General features: G+C 71.7%; 18 protein-coding genes. 4 read left to right on the top strand and 14 right to left on the bottom strand.

The window, feature by feature from the left end:
• Positions 1-990: 990 nt before the first annotated feature.
• From ACFQVD_RS16965 to mraZ, 3 genes are all read right to left on the bottom strand, one after another.
• Positions 991-1,425, bottom strand: coding sequence for a hypothetical protein (locus ACFQVD_RS16965; RefSeq protein ID WP_386271496.1), 435 nt, complete (start codon positions 1,423-1,425; stop codon positions 991-993).
• 58 nt (positions 1,426-1,483) lie between these two features.
• On the bottom strand, positions 1,484-2,476 hold the full coding sequence (gene rsmH / locus ACFQVD_RS16970; RefSeq protein WP_343979468.1) for a 16S rRNA (cytosine(1402)-N(4))-methyltransferase RsmH: 993 nt from the start codon (positions 2,474-2,476) through the stop codon (positions 1,484-1,486).
• 226 nt (positions 2,477-2,702) lie between these two features.
• Positions 2,703-3,134, bottom strand: a complete 432-nt coding sequence (mraZ, locus tag ACFQVD_RS16975; protein ID WP_343979473.1) for a division/cell wall cluster transcriptional repressor MraZ — start codon at positions 3,132-3,134, stop codon at positions 2,703-2,705.
• Between the two features lie 491 nt (positions 3,135-3,625).
• On the opposite strand from mraZ, the gene ACFQVD_RS16980 reads away from it, so the two are divergent.
• Genes ACFQVD_RS16980 through ACFQVD_RS16990 form a run of 3 tightly spaced genes read left to right on the top strand, consistent with a single transcriptional unit; the run spans position 3,626 to position 8,267 of the window.
• Positions 3,626-4,603 carry an AAA family ATPase gene (locus tag ACFQVD_RS16980; RefSeq protein ID WP_343979476.1) on the top strand — a complete coding sequence of 326 codons (978 nt, stop codon included), beginning with the start codon at positions 3,626-3,628 and terminating at the stop codon, positions 4,601-4,603.
• Positions 4,600-5,856 carry a DUF58 domain-containing protein gene (locus tag ACFQVD_RS16985; RefSeq protein ID WP_343979479.1) on the top strand — a complete coding sequence of 419 codons (1,257 nt, stop codon included), beginning with the start codon at positions 4,600-4,602 and terminating at the stop codon, positions 5,854-5,856. The genes ACFQVD_RS16980 and ACFQVD_RS16985 overlap by 4 nt, the downstream gene beginning before the upstream one ends.
• Positions 5,853-8,267: a transglutaminase TgpA family protein gene (locus tag ACFQVD_RS16990; RefSeq protein WP_343979482.1), complete on the top strand. Its 2,415-nt coding sequence runs from the start codon at positions 5,853-5,855 to the stop codon at positions 8,265-8,267. The genes ACFQVD_RS16985 and ACFQVD_RS16990 overlap by 4 nt, the downstream gene beginning before the upstream one ends.
• A gap of 109 nt (positions 8,268-8,376) precedes the next feature.
• Here the strand turns inward: ACFQVD_RS16990 and ACFQVD_RS16995 are convergent, their stop codons facing one another.
• From ACFQVD_RS16995 to ACFQVD_RS17025, 7 genes are all read right to left on the bottom strand, one after another.
• The gene (locus ACFQVD_RS16995; RefSeq protein WP_343979778.1) at positions 8,377-8,778 is read right to left on the bottom strand and encodes a DUF3040 domain-containing protein; all 402 of its coding nucleotides are present in this window, start codon (positions 8,776-8,778) and stop codon (positions 8,377-8,379) included.
• Positions 8,779-8,925: 147 nt separating this feature from the next.
• Entirely contained in the window at positions 8,926-10,146 is a 1,221-nt protein-coding gene (gene dinB / locus ACFQVD_RS17000) for a DNA polymerase IV (protein WP_343979781.1), read from the bottom strand.
• A gap of 55 nt (positions 10,147-10,201) precedes the next feature.
• On the bottom strand, positions 10,202-10,960 hold the full coding sequence (locus ACFQVD_RS17005) for a class I SAM-dependent methyltransferase (protein WP_343979485.1): 759 nt from the start codon (positions 10,958-10,960) through the stop codon (positions 10,202-10,204).
• Between the two features lie 254 nt (positions 10,961-11,214).
• On the bottom strand, positions 11,215-11,625 hold the full coding sequence (nusB, locus tag ACFQVD_RS17010; protein ID WP_343979487.1) for a transcription antitermination factor NusB: 411 nt from the start codon (positions 11,623-11,625) through the stop codon (positions 11,215-11,217).
• Positions 11,625-12,185, bottom strand: coding sequence for an elongation factor P (efp, locus tag ACFQVD_RS17015; protein WP_343979490.1), 561 nt, complete (start codon positions 12,183-12,185; stop codon positions 11,625-11,627). The genes nusB and efp overlap by 1 nt, the downstream gene beginning before the upstream one ends.
• Before the next feature lie 26 nt (positions 12,186-12,211).
• Positions 12,212-13,279: a M24 family metallopeptidase gene (locus ACFQVD_RS17020; protein ID WP_343979493.1), complete on the bottom strand. Its 1,068-nt coding sequence runs from the start codon at positions 13,277-13,279 to the stop codon at positions 12,212-12,214.
• 121 nt (positions 13,280-13,400) lie between these two features.
• Positions 13,401-14,441 carry an LLM class F420-dependent oxidoreductase gene (locus ACFQVD_RS17025; protein ID WP_343979496.1) on the bottom strand — a complete coding sequence of 347 codons (1,041 nt, stop codon included), beginning with the start codon at positions 14,439-14,441 and terminating at the stop codon, positions 13,401-13,403.
• 161 nt (positions 14,442-14,602) lie between these two features.
• Here ACFQVD_RS17025 and ACFQVD_RS17030 point away from each other — a divergent pair, with 161 nt between their 5' ends.
• Entirely contained in the window at positions 14,603-15,508 is a 906-nt protein-coding gene (locus tag ACFQVD_RS17030) for an endonuclease/exonuclease/phosphatase family protein (RefSeq protein WP_343979499.1), read from the top strand.
• A gap of 160 nt (positions 15,509-15,668) precedes the next feature.
• On the opposite strand, the gene ACFQVD_RS17035 is transcribed toward ACFQVD_RS17030, so the two are convergent.
• From ACFQVD_RS17035 to ACFQVD_RS17050, 4 genes are all read right to left on the bottom strand, one after another.
• Positions 15,669-16,253, bottom strand: coding sequence for a nucleotidyltransferase family protein (locus tag ACFQVD_RS17035; RefSeq protein ID WP_343979784.1), 585 nt, complete (start codon positions 16,251-16,253; stop codon positions 15,669-15,671).
• A 65-nt stretch (positions 16,254-16,318) separates the two neighbouring features.
• A complete protein-coding gene (locus tag ACFQVD_RS17040; protein ID WP_343979502.1) occupies positions 16,319-17,443 on the bottom strand; it encodes an XdhC family protein in 1,125 nt (374 codons plus the stop codon).
• Positions 17,436-18,644 carry a vWA domain-containing protein gene (locus tag ACFQVD_RS17045; RefSeq protein ID WP_343979505.1) on the bottom strand — a complete coding sequence of 403 codons (1,209 nt, stop codon included), beginning with the start codon at positions 18,642-18,644 and terminating at the stop codon, positions 17,436-17,438. Before ACFQVD_RS17045 ends, ACFQVD_RS17040 begins: the two co-directional genes overlap by 8 nt.
• The gene (locus tag ACFQVD_RS17050; protein ID WP_343979507.1) at positions 18,628-19,524 is read right to left on the bottom strand and encodes an AAA family ATPase; all 897 of its coding nucleotides are present in this window, start codon (positions 19,522-19,524) and stop codon (positions 18,628-18,630) included. The genes ACFQVD_RS17045 and ACFQVD_RS17050 overlap by 17 nt, the downstream gene beginning before the upstream one ends.
• Between the last annotated feature and the right edge of the window lie 39 nt (positions 19,525-19,563).

A 19,563-nucleotide genomic window follows, 5' to 3' on the forward strand; every position in this document is an offset into this window, starting at 1 on the left:
GGCCCTGCGGGCCCGGTGACTCCTGGGGTCGCGCGGACCGCGCCGGTCCGCGCGCGGTCTCGGAGCCGGTGGGCCTGCGCGGCGCCGAGGGGCCGCCGGACCTGCCGGAGCCACCCGTGGTCCGGAGTATCGAGGGGACGTCCGGAACCCCGGAGGCACCCCTGCCCGGACGTGCGCCCGCCCGGCCGGGCGGGTAGGGGACGGGCGGCCTCGTGCCTGTTCCCTGCCTGCCGGTGGAACCCTGCCGACCGGGAGAGCCGGAGCCGCCGGACGTGCCCGCGGCCGGCGGCCTCGCCGGAGAGCCGGACCTGGTGGGCTTGGCGGACCTATCGGATTTATCGGGTTTGTCGGATCTGCCAGGTCTGCCGGTGCCCTCCGAGGCCGCCGGCCGGCCGGGCGAGCCCGTCCTGCCGGGACCGCCGGAGGTGGACGCCCGGCCGGAGCCGCCCGAAGCGGACGGCCTCGCGGCGGAGCCCGACCTGCCGGTCCGCCCCGTCCCCTGGCCCTTACCCGGGCCTTCGGCGGAGGATCGCCCCCTGGCGGCACCGGACGCCTTCTCGTCCCCCCGTCCCCTGGCCGGAGAACCCGCCCGGCCGGAACCCGTGGTGGACGGCCTGCCCGAAGAGCCCGCGCGACCGGAACCGGACGACCTGCCCGAGGAACCGGGCCTGCCCGGCCCATCGGCGCCCTGCGCCCGGCCGGCGGAACCCGCACGGCCGGAACCAGAGGAACCGGACGATCTCGGCGGACCGGACCTGCCGGACGCCGGGGGCCTGCCCGAAGAGGCGGGCCCGCCGGGGCCGTCGGGGACGCCGGGAGCACCCGAGGGCCCGGCGCCCTCGGAACCCGGCCTGCCGGGGGCGTCCGAGGCTCCTCCGCCAGGTCTGCCCGTCCGGCCGGGACCGCCGGGAGAGCGCCGGCCCGGGCTTCCCGCCGATCCGCCCGAGGAGCCGCCACGGCCCTGTCCGGGCCCCCGTCCGCCGCTCTCTCTCACTGGCCCGTGCCCGGCACTCGCTCCTGCCCTGCGGGCGTCTGACCGTCACTGGCGGCCCTGCTGGCGGGTTTGTCGGGAGTGATGACACGCGCGGTGTCCCAGTCGGGCCCAAGCCCCTGGTACTCGTTGCTCTTCGCGACCGCGTCGGGCATCTCCAGCCGCGTGTTCGCGCTCTTCTTCGCCTCTTTCTCGATGCGCAGCCCGCTGATCTCCTTGCGCAGCCCGTTGGCCCTGAAGGAGTCCTTGGCGAGCACGGCGTTCAGCAGCAGCAGACTGACCAGGCCGCCGCAGAGCAGGCCGACCACGAGCAGCACGAAGGGAGCCCTCGGCGCCCGCGCGCGACGGGCCGCGGCCGGGGCGGCCGGACCGGAGACGGGCACGGGCCTGGCCGGGCCGCGGCGCCCCTGCGGCATCGCACGGGGGACGCGCACGGGACGCGCGCCGCGACCGGGCACGGCACGGCTGGGCGCGGCACGTCGGACGTCTGTCTCACTCCTCGTCAACTGCCTCACGGATCCTCTCTGCCGCCCGACACCGGGCAGAGGCCGCCCGCGGGTTGCGGGCCACCTCCTCTTCGCTCGGAAGCTCGGCTCCCCTCGTCAGGAGCGCGAACCGCGGCTGGTGAGCCGGCAGCGGGACAGGGAGGCCAACGGGGCCGGTGTCCCTGGTCCGCGCGGTGATGACCTGCTTTGTCAGCCGGTCCTCGAGGGAGTGGTACGCGAGCACGACGACGCGCCCGCCCAGCGTCAATGCGTCGAGCGCGGCTGGGAGCGCGCGTTCCAGCGCCGTCAACTCCGCGTTCACCTCGATCCGCAACGCCTGAAAAGTCCTTTTAGCGGGGTTGCCCCCGGTCCTGCGGGTAGCGGCGGGGATCGCCGTCCGGACGATCTCCGCAAGCCGCTTGGTAGACGTTATGGCCTCCCTGGCCCTTTCCTTGAGGATTAGATGCGCGACACGCGGGGCGAATCGTTCTTCTCCGTAATCCCGCAGGATCCGGATCAGCTCGGCGGCCGGGTAGGTGTTGACCACGATCTCGGCCGTGAGCTCCTCGTCACGGTCCATCCGCATGTCCAGCGGCGCGTCGTAGGAGTAGGCGAAACCGCGCTCGGCCTCGTCCAGCTGCGGAGAGGAGACCCCCAGGTCGAACAGGGCGGCGTCGACCCGGGGATGGCCGGCGTCGGCCAACACCTCGGAGAGCTCGTCGGAGACCGCGCGCACCAGCGTGATCCGGTCCGAGTACGGCGCGAGCCTGGCCGTGGAGCGCTCGATGGCGGTGGGGTCGCGGTCGATCCCGATCAGATGGAGCGAGGGGTGCGCGGCGAGCAGTGCCTCGGCATGGCCGCCGAGCCCGAGGTTGGCGTCGACGAGCACGGGGGCGGGGCGGGCCAGCGCCGGAGCGAGCAACTCCAGCACCCGGTCGAGCATGACGGGGACGTGTCCCCCCGGCGCCTGGAGATCATGGCTGTGGTTTTCGGCGCGCATGAAGCGCAACCCTCCTTATTTCCCGCCCCGTCCCACGGACGCGCGGCGGACGCTCACCGGTGTCTTGAAACTGGCCCCCACCCCCGGGGCCGTCCGGCCAGGTCCCCATCCGCACCCGCGTATCCGTCCGTCACCTGACACCGGGGAAGGTGCATCAGCTGACGGGCAGGTGGTTGCGGGTGGAGACCTCGCCGAACGACGTTTTACCGATGAGTCGACCGTGGAGTCACAAAATCCCTGGCAGCACCTCCTCCGACAGATCGGCGAAAGCCTGCTCTTGGTCGGCCAGATAGGCGCTCCAGGCGTGCTCGTCCCAGATCTCCAGCCGGGTGTTGGCTCCGATGACCACACAGTCACGGCGCAGGCCGGCGTATTCGCGCAGAGCCTGCGGAACGGTGATCCGCCCCTGTTTGTCGGCGACCTCGTCGGATGCGCTGGCGAAAAGGACGCGACTGTAGTCACGGACCGCCTTGGCGGTCACCGGTGCGTTGCGCAGAGCCTCGGTTATGCGCTGGAACTCCTCTACGGGAAAGACGTAGAGGCAACGCTCCTGGCCTTTGGTGATCACCAGACCCTCCGCCAGCTCCTCACGGTACTTCGCCGGCAGGAACAGCCGTCCCTTCTCATCGAGACGCAGGTGGTGAGTGCCGAGGAACATCGGCTCCACCTCCCGTGCCCAGCGGAGAACCAGGCGTCGCGGCCTTGCCCTCCACTGCGCACCACCATACTCCACTTCTCTCCACCGTCAACTGATTCCGCGCCTCTTCGCGGCGGGTTTCGCCGACATTTCCCCAGTTCAAATGGGGTGGTGCGGAGTGGAGGGGGTAAGCGGCCCGGCATACGTCACGGGCGTGTCGGGAAGATTGCCGAATAGTCCAAAGATCATGAAATGGGCTGTAAGGCGGTGAAGAATGGTGGAAGGTGAAACAGCACCGTGCCCGTCACAGGATCGACACGTCACTCGCACAGAAACGCGACGATCATGGCACACACTGTGGCTGATCACCCGAAATCATCCTTGATGACCACATAAGGTCGCCGCCGGAACGCGTGGCGCCGTAGGGTCGTAAACAGAATGAGTAACGGGATCGCAAAGATTCCGCAACGGCAACCCCCGGCGCACAACCGCCGCATCCTCATGGAGGCCTGGTGGCAGTAACTCATGACGTCTCACCTCAGCTCGATGATCTTGTTGTCACCGCGCACCGGATCCGCCAGTCGATCGAATCGGTGATCGAAGGCAAAAGTGACGTCATCCGCCTGACCTTGACCGTACTACTCGCCGAGGGCCATCTGCTCATCGAGGATGTGCCCGGAGTCGGCAAGACCATGCTCGCCAAGGCCTTGGCGCGCTCCATCGACTGCCCGGTGCGCCGCGTGCAGTTCACCCCCGACCTGTTGCCGAGCGACATCACCGGAGTGAGCGCCTACAACCAGCAGACCAGGGAGTTCGAGTTCAAGCCGGGCCCGGTCTTCGCCAACATCGTGGTGGGTGACGAGATCAACCGTGCCTCGCCGAAGACCCAGTCGGCACTGCTGGAGTGCATGGAGGAGCAGCAGGTCACGGTCGACGGAGCGACCTACCGGCTGGACTCCCCCTTCATGGTGATCGCGACACAGAACCCGATCGAGATGGAGGGCACCTACCCCCTGCCCGAGGCTCAGCGCGACCGGTTCACCGCCAGGATCGCGATGGGCTACCCGGCCCCCTCCGCGGAGCTGGAGATGCTCGACGTGCACGGCGCCGCCTCCCCGCTGGACAAGCTGGAGCCGGTGGCCACCACCGAAGAGGTGCAGGCGCTGATCTCGGCGGTGCGCGGGGTCTACGTCTCCCAGCCGATCAAGAAGTACGCGATCGACCTGGTGACCGCCACCCGCCAGTCCCCCGACCTGAGGCTGGGCGCCTCGCCCCGCTCGACCCTGCAACTGGTCAGGGCCGCTCGGGCGCACGCGGCGCTCGCCGGCCGCGACTACGTCATCCCCGACGACCTGCAGGAGCTGTGCGTCCCCGTACTGGCGCACCGGCTGCTGCCCAGCATCGAGGCTCAGGGGCAGCGCCGCCCGCCCGAGCAGGTGATCGCCGACCTGGTCCGCCGGGTTCCCGTTCCCGAGGCCCAGGCCCGGTGACCTCCGGCCTCAAGGCGCTCACCGCCCGCGGCCGGTCCTTCATCGCGTCCGGCGTCGCGGCGCTGCTGTGCGCCTTCCTCCTCGGCGAGCACGACCTGCTCAGGATCGGCGTGCTGATCGTCTCGCTGCCGCTGCTGGCGGCCATGGTGGTCGCCCGTACCCGCTACCGGCTGAGCTGCGCGCGGCGTCTGGATCCGCCCAGGACCGAGATGGGCAGCGAGGCCACCGTGACGCTGCGGCTGGAGAACGTCACCCGGCTGCCGACCGGTCTGCTGATGGTCGAGGACACCGTTCCCTACGCCCTCGGCGCCCGGCCCAGGTTCGTGCTGGACCGGGTGGAGCCGCAGGGCATCCGGGAGATCGACTACCGGGTCCGCTCCGACCTGCGCGGCCGCTTCACCATCGGCCCGCTCTCCATCCGGATCAGCGACCCCTTCGGCCTGGTCGAGCTGACCAGGTCGTTCACCATCAGCGACACGCTGATGGTGACGCCCCAGGTGGTGGCGCTGCCCCACGTCCGGCTGGCCGGCGAGTGGACCGGTGGCGGTGACAGCCGTACCAGAAGCGTCGCGGCGGCGGGGGACGACGACGTCGCCCCGCGCGAGTACCGGCAGGGCGACGACCTGCGGCGGGTGCACTGGCGCTCGACCGCCAGGCACGGCGAGCTGATGGTCCGGCGCGAGGAGCAGCAGTGGCAGAGCAGAGGTGCGCTGCTGCTGGACACGCGGCGGTACGCCCACCGGGGTGAGGGCCCGCGCTCGTCGTTCGAGACCGCGGTCTCGGCCGCCGCCTCCATCGGCGTGCACCTGGCCCATGAGGGTCTCGGCCTGCGCCTGGTCACCGACCAGGGGGCCGAGCACCTCACCGACAGCGGGCTGAGCCTGTCGCTGCTGGACACCCTGGCCGTGGTGAAGACCAGCCCGGCGCGGTCGCTGGAGTACGGCGTCGGCGCGCTGCGCCAGGGCGGCGGCGACGGGCTGATCGTGGCCGTGCTCGGCAGGATGGACCTCGACCAGGCCCGGGAGCTGGCCAGGGTCAGGCACGGCAACATGACCGGCGTGGCCGTGATGCTGGACGTGGCCGGATGGGAGCAGCCCGAACTCGGCGAGGACGAGAACTTCCAGGCGGCGCGGGCGGTGTTGACGGGGACGGGCTGGCGCGTCGTGCGACTGGCCGCCGGCGTCTCCGTCGCGAGCGTGTGGCAGGACGCCGCGCAGCGCGGGCGATCCTTGGCGAGCAGGGGCAACGCATGAGACTTCCCATCGCGTCGGGCGTGGCCACGGGAGCGGTCGCGATCGCGCTCTATCCCCTCTTCCAGGGCGGCGCCTGGTTCTGGAGCAGCCTCGGCGCGATCCTGGTCGTGACCGGGATCGGCGTGCTGGCCGGCCACTACAGGCTGCCCGGCTGGCTGGTGCCGCCCGCCCAGGTGCTCGCGCTCTGGATCTACCTGACCGCGGTGTTCGTCGGCGACGAGGCGTGGGCGAGGGCGATGCCCACGAAGGAGTCGGTCCTGGCACTGGCCGAGCTGCTGGCGACGGGCTTCGCCGACATCCAGCGGTTCGCCGCCCCGGTGCCGGACAACGATGGAATCGTCCTGCTCACCTGCGGCGGCGTCGGCCTGATCGCGATCACCGCCGACCTGCTGGCCGCGCGGCTGCGCAGGGCGGCCCTCACCGGGCTGCCGCTGCTGGCGCTGTTCACCGTCCCGGCGGCGGTGGTCGCCGAGCCGATCAGCTGGCCGGCGTTCATCATCGGCGCCCTGGGCTATCTCGGCGTGCTCGTCGCCGACGGACGGGAGCGGGTCAGCCACTGGGGCCGGGCGGTGCTGGTGCGCCGGACGTCCTCCTTCACCGTCACGCGGCCCTCCTCCGATGCCGGGACGCTACGGCTGTCCGGCAGGCGCATCGGCTTCACCGCGATCGTGCTGGCCGTCCTGCTGCCCCTGCTGCTCCCTCCGCTGGAGCCCAACCCGCTGTTCTCGTTCGGTGTGGGCAACGGCAAGGGTGGCGGCAACTCGATCAGCATCCCGAACCCCATCGTCAACCTGCGCGGCCAGCTGTCGCTGCCGGAGAACTCCACGGTGCTGACCTACACGGTCAGCGACGGCACGCCGCGCTACCTGCGGATGTACTCCCTCGACGTCTTCGACGGCGAGCAGTGGACGATGTCGGAGCCCAGGGGCCGCCCTGAGGACCGGACCTCCGACTCACCGATGCCACCGCCCCCAGGCCAGGGCGCGGACCTGCCCGTCACGCCGGCGACCCTCGACATCACGGTGAGCGAGCAGGTCAGGAGGCTGAGCTTCCTGCCGTTGCCCTACCCCGCGTCCAGGGTCGCGGTGGAGGGCGACTGGCGGCCCGACCGCGACACGCTCATGGTCTTCTCCACCAGGAACACCGCCGGGGGCCTGACCTACCAGGTGGTCACCGCCGAGCCCGAGCCCACGGCGGAGAGGCTCAAGGCGGCGGATCCGGCGGATCCGGCGATCAGGGAACGGTACCTGGCGTTGCCCGAGAGCCTGCCCGAGGAGATCAGGGAACTGGCCACCCGGGTGACCAAGCGTGACTCCAGCCAGTACGAGCAGGCGATCCAGCTGCAGGAGTTCTTCACGGAGAAGGGCGGATTCACCTACAGCCTGGCCACCCAGGGACACGACGGCCCGGCGCTGACCGACTTCCTGATCCGCAACCGGACCGGTTACTGCGAGCAGTTCGCCGCCTCCATGGCGGTGCTGGCGCGTGTCCTGGGCATCCCCTCCCGGGTCGCCATCGGCTACACCGGCGGCGGCAGCCTGTCCGGGCAGTGGCAGGTGCGCACCCATGACTCGCACGCCTGGCCCGAGCTGTACTTCGAGGGAACCGGGTGGCTCCGTTTCGAGCCCACGCCGACGGGCGGGGCGGGCCAGGGCAGCGCGACGGTCCCCTCCTACACCCGGCCCGAGGTGGCGTCGGCCACCCCCGACGAGCCGATCACGGCCCCGTCGGCGGACCCCGGCGACTCCGACCCCACCGGCGGGGCGGCGGCCGGCCGCCGTGACCGGACGCTCGACCTCGACTCCGGCGGCCTGCCGGTCGCACTGGACGAGGGCATGCCGCCGGCCGCGCGAATCGGCATCGGAGTCGTGATCGCGCTGCTGGTCGCGCTGATCCCGGCGATGATCCGCTGGCAGCTGCGGGCCCGCCGCGGCAGGTACCACACCCGGCGGGTCAGGGATCCCGACGGGGAGGATCCGGCCGGCGCCACGGCGCTCAGGGGCATCCGGCGGGAGTCGGCGGTGAGGGCGTCCTGGGCCGAACTCGACGACGCCCTGTGCGACTACGGGATGTCGCGGCAGGCGAGTGAGAGCCCGCGCGCGCTGGCCAGGCGGCTGACCGAGCAGTACGGGTTCGAGCCGGAGGCCGCCGCCGCGCTGGAAAGGATCACCTCGGCGGTGGAGCGGATGCTCTACGCCAGGACCCCGGGTGAGACCGGCACGCTCCGTGCGGACCTGCGAAGTGTGCGGCGGGCGCTGGCCGCCACCGTGACCCGTGGCAGGCGGATCAGGGCCGTGCTGCTGCCGCCCTCCACGCTCCTGCGGATGCGAGGGCTCGGCGGGCGGGTGCTGGACGGCTTCGACCGGCTGGAGAACATCCGGCTCCGCAGGCCGACCGGGAGGGGCGCCTGAGCAAGGCGGATTCACCGGATGGCAGGGGCCGCTTCCAATCGGGAGCGGCCCTTGTCGTCAGGGGGTCGGGGAGGAGATCCGCCGCCGCGAACGGCGGCGAGCCCGGCGGCTAGTGCTCGTCGTTACGACGGCGCCAGCGCTCCTCCATGCGTTCCATGAAGCTCTGGCGGGAGCCACCGCGGCGTCCCCCCTTGCCCCGCGGCTGATCGGACGGTACGGCCGCGCCGGCCTCACCGAACCCGTTCATCCGCTTCCAGCTGGACAGACCCCACAGACACGCGGCGAGCATGACCACGAAACCGCCGACGCCGAGCGGGATGTTGATGATCACAACGCCGACCATCAGCAGGACGACACCCAGGATGAAGCCGATGGAGGCCTTCACCAGGCGGCGCCTGTAGTGGCTGCGGGGATCACTGATCCTGACGGTGTTGGCCCACTTCGGGTCCTCGGCGTAGAGTGCCTGCTCGATCTGGTCGAGCAAGCGCTGCTCGTGCTCAGAGAGCGGCACGGCGCCTCCCAAGGACAGCCCCAGGACGGGGAAGACGGTGACGGACGACACGGGGTGTCCGAACCTCGCGGTCGGTTATCCCCAGAATACGAGGCTGTAGACGTAGACGAAAGAAAACGTCCAACGTAGTCCAAACCGGAGGCCGCGTCATGGGTCTATTCCATCAAACGGCGGGCGAACAAGGGAGGCCGGGAGCACCGCATTGTGACCGAATCTGCGGGCGGCCCTGTCCATCGCCTGCTCGGCCTCCCGCCAGCCCGTCTCACGCTCTCCGAGGCCGAGCTGCCTGCTCGCCCCGTCGGCCGGGCTGAGGTTCTCCACCCGTACTCCGACCAACCTCAGCTGGACGTTCTCCAGGCCGGAGGCGGTGTAGAGGGCGCAGGCGACGTCGTACAGGATCTTGGCCACGTCCGTGGGCTCGTGCAGGCTCCGGGAGCGGGACAGGGTGGTGAAGTCGGCACGGCGGAGCTTGACGCTGACCGTGCGGCCGACGCTGCCCCCCTGCCTGAGCCTGGCCGCGACCCGCTCGGAGAGCCGGAGAAGCTCCCTGCGGATCTCCACGGGGTCCGCGACGTCTGTGGCGAATGTCTCTTCCGCGCCGATGCTCTTGTCCGGAACGTGCGGGGTCACCGGGCGCTCGTCGCGCCCCCAGGCGAGCGCCGCGAGGTGCTCGCCCGCCGCCTGGCCCAGCTCGCGCCGGAGCGTGTCCACCGGGACCCTGGCGAGGTCGCCGACCGTCTTGATGCCGAGCCGGGCCAGCGACCGCTCGGTGCGCTCCCCGACACCCCACAGCGCCGCCACCGGGAGCGGGTGCAGGAAGTCGACCACCCGGTCGGCGGGCACCACGAACAGCCCGTCCGGCTTGCAGTGGCGCGAGGCGAGCTTTGCCACGAACTTGCTGTTGGCGACTCCCACCGAGCAGGTGACGCCCTGCTCGCGCACGACCTGCTCACGGATCATCCGGGCGATCTCCGCCGGGGGGCCGAGGCGCTTGCGTGCCCCGCCGACGTCCAGGAACGCCTCATCGGAGGCTATCGGCTCGACCTCGGGGGTGAAGGTTCGGAAGATCTCCATGACACGCCGGGAGACCTCCGCGTACTTGCCACGGCTCGGCGGGATGATCACCGCGTGAGGGCAGAGCCGTCGGGCCCGGGTCATGGGCATGGCCGAGTGCACCCCGAACCTCCGGGCCTCGTAGGTGGCACTGAGCACCACCCCGCGCGCGCCGGGCGCGCCGATGATGACGGGGGCTCCGCTGAGCTCGGGGCGCTCGCGCAACTCGACACCGGCGTAGAAGGCGTCCATGTCGACATGGAGGATCGGGCAGCCGGTGTCGTCCGTTCCCAGATCCGATTCCGGGCGCGGCATCTGCTGCTTTCTCGACACGACGCCATCCTACGGGAACACGCGTTCGATGTGGTGCTCACCGGTGGCCAAGCACGTGCAGTTGGGTCGCGATGTCGCGGAGCACCGGGTGCACCGCCGCCGCCTGCTCCAGGTCGACCAGGGCGCGTGCGGCTCCGGGTTCGCCGTCGAGCAGCCTGCTGGGCACCAGGTCGGCGAAGATCCGCACACCGTGCACCTCGCCGGGCGCGAAGCCGGTCACGGTGAGCAGCCGCTCCAGTGCCTCCCGGGTGAAGCGCCTGGGTGTGGGGTCGCGGTCACCCCAGCGGCCCTCGGGGTCGTCCAGGGCCCGGCGGGCCTCGTCGAAGCGTCCGGCGAAGGCCCGGTGCAGCGCGGCGGCGAGCGGGTTCGCGGCGAGCACGCTGATCACGCCGCCCTCGCGCAGCAGGTCGGCCATGGCCGTCACCGCGCCGATCGGATCCTCCACGTACTCCAGCACGCTGTGGCAGAGCACCAGGTCGGCGCCACCGCTCGGGAGCAGCTCCCCCAGGTCCGCGGCGTCCCCCTGCAGGGCGCGCACCTGCACCCCCGCCTCCGCCGCACGGCGCTCCAGCGCGGCGAGCGAGTCGGGGCTGGGGTCGACGACCGTCACGGCGTGGCCCAGGTCGGCCAGGGGAACGGCGAAACCACCCGTGCCGCCCCCGGCGTCGACGATGTCGAGCCGATCACGGCCCGTCGCGGCCACCCGCTCGGCCAGCACGGCGCTCAGGACGTCCCATACGACCGCGGTGCGGACCGCCGGGGTGCCTGCGTGCCGTGAGATGCCTACGGCGTGCAACTTCAGATCGCCTCCTCATACGTGACGAGCCCAGCCTACGCCGCGCGTCCCCCGGCGCGGCCCAAGGACTATCCACACTCGTAATTGATCGAGTCTTTTTCCCCGGATGGACGGACCCGGCCGTCCGGCCACGAGGAGGGCGGTCGGGGCCGCGGGGACCGGCCCGTGCGGGTGCGGGGTGTGCGGGTGGATGAGGAGCCGTGCGGGTGCGCGCCGAGGCGGGGAGACGGGGACCGGCTCCCCGCGGGGCGCGGTCAGAGCGTCAGCGACGGCTTGAGCTGCTTGAACCTGGCCATCAGGCCGTTGACGAACTGCGGCGACTCGTCGGTCGACAGCTCGGAGGCCAGGCTGACCCACTCACTGATGACGACGCCCTCGGGGACGTCGGGCATCCACAGCAGCTCGTAGGTGCCGCCGCGCAGCAGGTTGCGGTCGACCGCGGGCATGCGGTCGAGCGTCCAGCCGTCGGCGTAGGCGGTGATCAGCTCGTCGATACGTGCCCGGTGCCTGCACACGCCTTCGACGATCGTCGTGGTGTACTCGTTCACGGGCGGCTCGGCCCGCTCCAGGCGCTCGGCGAGAACGCTGAGCGGGTCCTCGCTCCGTGCCTCCGCCTCGAAGAGGATGTCCAGCGCGCGCCTGCGCGCCTTACCCCGTGCCGACATCAGGCGCGGCCGAGATAATCGCCGGTGCGGGTGTCGACCTTGACCTTCTCACCGGTGGTGATGAACAGCGGCACCTTGATCTCGGCACCGGTCTCCAGCTTGGCGGGCTTGGTGCCGCCGGTGGAGCGGTCGCCCTGGAGGCCGGGCTCGGTCTCGGCGACGATCAGTTCGACGGCCGCGGGCAGGTCGACGTAGAGGACGTTGCCCTCGTTGATCGCCACGGTGGCCAGCATGTTCTCCAGCAGGTAGTTGGCGGAGTCGCCGACCGCGACCCTGGAGACATGGAGCATGTCGTAGGTCTCGGTGTCCATGAAGACGTAGTCGTCGCCGTCCATGTACGAGAACTGCATCTCGCGCTTGTCGACGTTGGCCACCTCGACCTTGACGCCCGCGTTGAAGGTCTTGTCGACGACCTTGCCCGATAGCACGTTCTTGAGCTTGGTGCGGACGAACGCGCCGCCCTTGCCGGGCTTGACGTGCTGGAACTCCACGACAGCCCAGAGCTCACCGCCGTCGAGCTTGAGCACCAGGCCGTTCTTGAGGTCGTTCGTCGTCGCCACTAGTTCTCTCCTGCGTACGGCCGCTCTTAGAGGACGAGCAGCTCTTTGGTCGTCCGGGTGAGAAGTTCCGGCCCGCCGTCACGCGCCACGAGCGTGTCCTCGATGCGGACACCGCCCTTGCCGGGAAGATATACCCCAGGTTCAACCGTGACCGGAACTCGGTCCTCTATTCTAGCGTGCTCGTGGTCAGGCTCTGGCTTTCGCGGAGACAGGAACGGCTTCTCGTGGATCTCCAGCCCGACCCCGTGGCCGAGACCGTGCTTGAAGAACTCCCCGTATCCCGCCTCGGCGATCAGGTCGCGGGCCGCGGCGTCCACCTCGTGGAGCGCCGCACCGGTCCGCACCGCCCGGCAACCGGCCCGCTGGGAGGCGCGGACCAGGTCGTACAGCTCGCGCTGCCAGTCGGCGGGCTCGCCGATCGCCACGGTTCTGGTCATGTCGGCGTGGTAGCCCTCATGCAGCGCCCCGAAGTCCATGGTGACCAGGTCTCCGCGCTCCAGCGGCCGGTCCGAGGGCGAATGGTGCGGGATCGCGCCGTTGGGCCCGCTCGCGACGATCGTGTCGAAGGCGAGCCCGTCCGCGCCCAGCTCGGCCATCCGGCGCTCCAGCGCCCTGGCGACCTCCTTCTCGGTCAGCCCCGGGCGCAGTTCGGGCAGGACCTCGGCGAAGGCCCGGTCGGTGAGCTCGCACGCGGTGCGGATGAGATCGATCTCGGTGTCGTCCTTGACCATGCGCACCGCCTCCACCAGCCCGGAGAGGCGCAGGTGGCCGCCGCCCAGCCTGAAGTAGGTGGCGACCGACATGTGGTCGGCCTCGACCCCGGTCCGGCCGCTCTCCGGCAGCAGCGCCCCGGCGACGTCGGACTCCTCGACCACCTCTATGTCGGCGCACAACCGCCGGGCGGCCCCGATGTAGCGGGAGTCGGTGGCCAGTGTGGCGCCGCCGTCGGCCCGGATCAGGACCGCCGCGTTGGAGCTGGCCAGGCCGGTCAGGTAGCGCACGTTCACGCCGCCGGTGACCAGGATCGCATCCGCCTCGTGAGCGGGGAGCAGGGCCGCGAGGTTCTCGCGGCGCTGTACGTGGATGACGGTCATGGCACGCATGCTATTGGCCGATTTGACCAATGTCGTCACCTTGACCCGATCTCGTCGGCCCCCTCACGGAACCTGGACCCGCCGATCACCCGCCCGCCGGGTCCCGGTCCCCGCGAGGGGGTCAGGAGGCGAGTTCCCTGACCTTCTCGATGAGCCGGAGGCGCTCCGCGTGGGTGCGTCCCAGCGGGGCGACGTTGATGGTCGTGACACCCGACTCGCGCATCGCCTGCAGCCGCTCCCTGACATGCCCCTCCGGGCCGATCAGCGACATCTTCTCCAGCATCTCCTGCGGAACGAGCGCGGCGGCCTCGTCCTTCTTCCCCTCCAGGTAGAGGTTCTGGATCTGCTCGGCCTCCTTCTCGTAGCCGTACCTGCGGGCGAGGTCGTTGTAGAAGTTCCTGCCCTTGGCCCCCATCCCGCCGATGTAGAGGGCGGCCATCGGGCGGCCCAGCTCCAGCCAGCCCGAGACGTCGTCGCCGATGGCCAGCGACGCCTGGGCGATCACGTCCAGCTCTCCCAGCGCCGGGTCCCGCCTGGCCCGGCCCGCCGCCAGGGAGGCGCCCCACACCTCGGCGGCCTTCTCCGGCATGTAGAAGATCGGCTCCCAGCCCTCGGCCAGCTCGGCGGCCAGCTCGACGTTCTTGGGACCGATGGCGGCGATCACGACGGGGATGCGGTCGCGGAGCGGGTGGTTGATGAGCTTCAACGGCTTGCCGAGACCGGTCCCCCGATCCGCGGGGAGCGGGACGGTGTAGTGCCTGCCCTCGTAGTTCAGGCGCTCACGCCGCCACACCTGGCGGCAGATCTCGATGACCTCGCGGGTGCGTCCGAGCGGGGCGTGGTACGGGACGCCGTGGAAGCCCTCGATGACCTGCGGCCCCGAGGCCCCCAGACCGAGGGTGAAGCGGCCGTCGGAGACGTAGTCCAGGCCCGCCGCGGTCATGGCCAGCAGTGCGGGGGTGCGGGAGTAGATCGGCAGGATGCCGGAGGCGATCTGCAGCCTCTCGGTCTTGGCCGCGATGTAGCCCATCTGGCTGACCGCGTCGAAACTGTATGCCTCGGCGACGAAGACGATGTCGAGACCGGCCTTCTCGTAGTCGGCCAGTTCGGCCACCGTCTCCTTGAAGCCCCCCGAGTAGCTCAGGGCCATACCGATACGCATCGTGAGATCGTCCTTCCGCAGCGCCGACGAAACCGAATGTTGTTCCGTTGCCTTGGCTACAAAGGCTATCGACTCACCGCCGAAGCACCAAGCCCCGCACCGCCGGGCCGGTAGCCTACGCATTCCGGGGTAGAGGATCTTCGGCGGCGGCAAGGAGGGGTGTGCTGAGGCGGTCGATCATCGTGGTGGCGGGAGTCCTGGCCCTGATTCTCGGAGGGCACCGGTTCCTGCCGGAACTGGGCGGTTTCACTCCCGTGCTGGAGAGCCTCCTTCCCTGGCTCGGCGTCGCGATACCCGTCCTGCTGATCTGCGCGCTGGCCACCCGCTCATGGCAGGTGATCTTCGCGGCGCTGCTCCCGGCGACCGTCTGGGGTCTCATGTTCGGCCCGACGCTGCTGCGCAGCCCGCCCGGCGGTCCCAGCGACCTGTCGGTCGCCACGCTCAACGTGGGCGCGGCGAACGCCGACTCGGCCGAGGCCGTACGGTCGGTCTCCAAGGGCCGTGACCTGGTCGCGGTGCAGGAGCTGACTCCAGGAGGCCCGGCGGCGGAGGTCCTCAGCGAACGCTTTCCCCACCACTACCGGATCGCCACGGTCGGCCTGTGGAGCCGGTTCCCGATCGTCGAGGCCCGCAAGGCCGACATCGGCCTCGACTGGGCGCGGGCGCTGCGAGCGGTGGTCGCCACCCCCAAGGGGAGGCTGACCGTGTACGTCATGCATCTCGCCTCCGCCCGGCCGGGCCAGACCGCCCAGCGTGACGAGACCCTCGCCTACGCCCGCAGGATGATCGACAAGGACGACAGCGCGCGCCTGCTGCTGCTCGGCGACCTCAACACCGCCACCACCGACCGCAAGCGCTCCGGCCTGGTGCCGCCGCTGTCGGACGCCCAGCAGGAGGCCGGTACGGGATTCGGCTTCACCTGGCCCGCGGCCTTCCCCGTCACCCGCCCCGACCACATCCTCTACCGCGGCCTGACCGCCACCGGGGCGGGCGTCGAGCGGGCGGCGGGCAGCGACCACCGCGCCGCCTTCGCCTCGCTGCGCCTGACCTCCCGGAAACCGGACTGACCTGACCGGCCGGCCGGGTCTGCGGGGCCGGAAGGCCCGGAGAGGTCGGGCGACGAGGCCGGCACGGGCCCTCGGTCCCGGCGTCCGCCCGGATGGGACCCGGGATTCGGACAACGGCCCCGGGCCGCCAGGCCGGAACGGGCCGGTGCAGCCGCCCGGCTCAGCCGGGCCGGGCGGCTCGGGCGGCCAGGCCGGAACGGGCCCGCAGCTCCGACAGATCCGCCGGGGTGTCGATGTCGGCCGGGTCCGCCACGTCGTCGCAGGGGACCGCGACGACCAGTTCGGGATGGGCCTTCAGGAACGGGCGTGCTCCGGCGTCGCCGGTCGCGAGCCGGGCGACCTCCGCGAAGTGCTCCCTGGCGATCAGCACCGGGTTCCGCCGCGCCCCGCCGTAGGTGGCGACGGCGACCGAGGCACCACGCTCCGCGGCCCGGATGAGCCGCTCCACCGCCGCCGGGCCGACGAACGGCTGGTCCACCAGGCTGATCACCACGTGCTCGGCGGTGGCGGGGATCGCGCCCAGACCGGCCCTGAGCGAGGATCCCATTCCCAGGGCCCAGTCCGGGTTGTGAACGGTCACCGCCCCCGGCACCCGGGCGGCGGCCGCCCCGAGCACCACGACCACGGACCGGCAGCCACCGTCCTGGAGCACCCTGACCCCCCGGTCCACCAGCCGTTCCCCGTCGAACTCCACCAGCGCCTTCGGCGTACCGAGCCGCGAGCCGGACCCGGCGGCCAGCAGCAGTCCCGCGCTCGTCGTCCCCGCGGGTTCCGCCCCGACGGTCTCCCCAGGTACCTCTCCGGCCGCGCTCACGCGCCGGACCCGTCGCGGTGAACCGGGCCGTCGCCGTGGATCCGGCCGGAGCCGTCGGTCAGCGGCCTGCCCGAGCCGCCCCAGCGCAGCTGGATCAGCTCGGCGGCGATGGAGACCGCGGTCTCCTCGGGGGTACGCGCGCCCAGGTCCAGGCCGATCGGCGAGCGGAGCCGCTTCAGCTCGGCCTCCCCCAGCCCCGCCTGCGCGAGCCTGGCCAGCCGGTCCTCGTGCGTACGGCGCGATCCCATGGCGCCGACGTAGCCCGCCGGAGTGCGCAGGGCCACCTCCAGCAGGGGGACGTCGAACTTGGGATCGTGGGTGAGCACGCAGATCGCGGTCCGCTCGTCCACGGTGACCGAGGTGAGGTAGTCGTGCGGCCACTTGACGATCACCTCGTCGGCCTCGGGGAAGCGCTTGGCCGTGGTGAAGACCGGCCGGGCGTCGCACACGACCACGTGATAACCGAGGAACTTGCCGATCCTGGCGACCGCGGCGGCGAAGTCGATCGCGCCGAAGACCAGCATCCGGGGCGGCGGCGCGAAGGACTGCACGAAGACCGACAACTCGTCGAGCCGCCGCTCCCCCCGGCCCCCGTACCTGCGAACGCCCGTCAGCCCCTGCGCCAGCATGCCCCGTACGTCGTCGTCCACCGCCTCGTTCAGCCGGTCCACCCCCAGGGAGCCCGAGGAGCGGTCCGGCCAGATCACCCGGCGGCTGCCCACCGTGCCCGGCCCGGACAGGATCGTCGCCACCGCCACCGGCTCGTGCCCGAGCACCGAGGCGGCGACCGACCCCAGCTCGGGGAAGGTCTCCGCGGAGACCGGCTCGACGAACACGTCCAGGATGCCGCCGCAGGTCAGGCCGACGGAGAAGGCGTCGTCGTCGCTCACGCCGTACCGCTGCAGGACGGGCCTGCCCGAGGAGACCACCTCCTGGGCCAGCTCGTAGACGGCTCCCTCGACGCAGCCGCCCGAGACACTGCCCTCCGCCTCGCCGCCGAGCACCGCCATGGACGCCCCCGGCGGCCGGGGGGCGCTGCGGAAGGTGTCGACCACGGTGGCCAGGCCGAACGTCTCCCCCGCCTCCCACCAGCGCAGGACCTGCGACAGAACATCACGCACGCGTGCCTCCCAGCAGCATTGCCAGCTCTTCGAAGGCGGCCAGGCTGTGCCCGGCCACGAAGTCGTCGATGTGCGGAAGGGCGGCCCGCATGCCGGCGGTGAGCGGCTGGTAGCCCTCCTGCCCCTTGTGCGGGTTCACCCAGATCACCCGGTGGGCCGTCCGCGACAGCCTGGCCATCTCCGCCCCCAGCAGCGAGGCGTCGCCGCGTTCCCACCCGTCGGACGCGATCACCACCGTCGCGCCGGCCGCGTCGTTCCGGGCCAGCAGCCGCCGGAGCTCCTCTCCCAGCCGGGTGCCGCCGCTCCAGTCCGGAATGGCGCGGGAGACGGCGTTCATCGCGGCGGCCGGGTCGCGGTGGCTCAGCTCCGCGGTGAGCCGCGTCAGCCGGGTGCCCGCGCTGAACACCTCGGTGGCCCCGGGCTCCGACCTGACCAGCGCGTGGGCCAGGCGGAGCAGCGTGTCCGCGTACGGGGTCATGGAGCCGCTGACGTCGACCAGCAGCACGACCCTGCGGGGTCTGGTCCGGTGCGCGCGGTAGCGGAGACCGGCGATCTCCCCGCCTCTGCGCAGGGTCTCGCGGATCGTCGCCCTGCCGTCCAGCCGCCCCCGGCGCGAAGGCCTGAAACGTCGTGACCGGCGCCGTTCCCTGCCCGCCCGCAGCAGGGCGAGCAGCCGGTGCACCTCGGCCAGCTCCGGTCCCGTCATCCTGGCCACGTCACGGGTGCGCAGCACCTCCGTCGCGCTCGCGGTCGCCGCGAGCGCGGGGGAGTCACCGCTCTCCTCCCGGTCGGGCCCCCGCTGCGGCAGCACCGCGGTGTGCCGGGTGACGGTGATCGCCGCCGGTCTCGCGCGGCCCGCGCGCCGCCCCTCGAAGTAGGCCGCGAAGACCCGGTCGTAGCGGGGCAGGTCGTCGGCCGAGGCGCACAGCGTGAGCCTGCCCGCCCAGTAGACGTCGGTGGGCTCCGCGGCGTCCAGGTGGGTCAGGGCGCGGAGCAGGCCCTGGGTCCGCTCGTGATCGGCGGGCACCCCCGCGGCACGCAGGGTCCTGGCGAAACCGGTCATGACCGCGACCAGGTCCTCACCGCTCCCGGCGGCAAGGGCCGCGCCGTCATCCGCGGCGGGCGGGCCGCCGATGTCCCGATCCGCCGGGGCACCGGGCGCACCGGCGGGGAGGCCGCGGCCGTCAGCGCCGGGCCGCACCGAGGAATCCGTTCCCGAGCACGGTCTCGTGGTCCTCCCTGTGCTTGAGCAGGGCGCCCAGGGTGGCGGCCGCCACGTCGGGGTCGAGCTCGCGGGATCCGAGAGCCAGGAGCGCCTCGGTCCAGTCGAGGGTCTCGGCGATCCCCGGCGGCTTGATCAGGTCGGCCGCGCGGAGCCGGCCCGTCGCGTGAGCGACCTGCTCGGCCAGGATCGCGGAACAGTCGGGGAGCCGCCTGCGCAGGATCGCCACCTCCCGCTCGAAGGAGGGGTGTTCCAGCCAGTGGTAGAGACAGCGCCGTTTCAGGGCGTCGTGTACCTCACGGGTGCGGTTGGAGGTCAGCACGACCACCGGCGGCCGCGCGGCACGGACCGTGCCGATCTCGGGAATGGAGATCGCGAAGTCCGAGAGCACCTCCAGCAGGATCGCCTCGAACTCCACGTCGGCGCGGTCGACCTCGTCGATGAGCAGCACCGAGGGCTGGGTCTCGATCGCCTTCAGCAACGGCCTGGCGATCAGGAACCTCCGATCGTAGACCTCCCCCTCCAGCCGGGCGGCGTCGGCGATCCCACCCGCCTCCGCCGCCTTCAGGTGCAGGAGCTGGCGGGCGAAGTCCCAGTCGTAGAGCGCCTGGGAGGCGTCCAGCCCCTCGTAGCACTGCAGGCGGATCAGCGGCGCCCCGAGCAGCGCGGCCAGGGTCCTGGCCAGCTCGGTCTTGCCGACTCCGGCCTCGCCTTCGAGCAGTAGCGGGCGGCCCATCCGCAGCGCCAGGAAGGCCGCCGTGGCGAGCCCCTTGTCGGCCAGGTAGGACCGCTCGTCGAGCAGCTCCGCCAGCTGCTCGGGGGACTCCACGTCAGATGCCTCGATTGTCCGCCTCACCACCACCTCAGGTTACGCCCGGAGGCCGGGTTCCCGCGTGGT

Origin of the sequence: Streptosporangium amethystogenes subsp. fukuiense, assembly GCF_042665875.1 — a bacterium.
Lineage (GTDB): Bacteria > Actinomycetota > Actinomycetes > Streptosporangiales > Streptosporangiaceae > Streptosporangium > Streptosporangium fukuiense.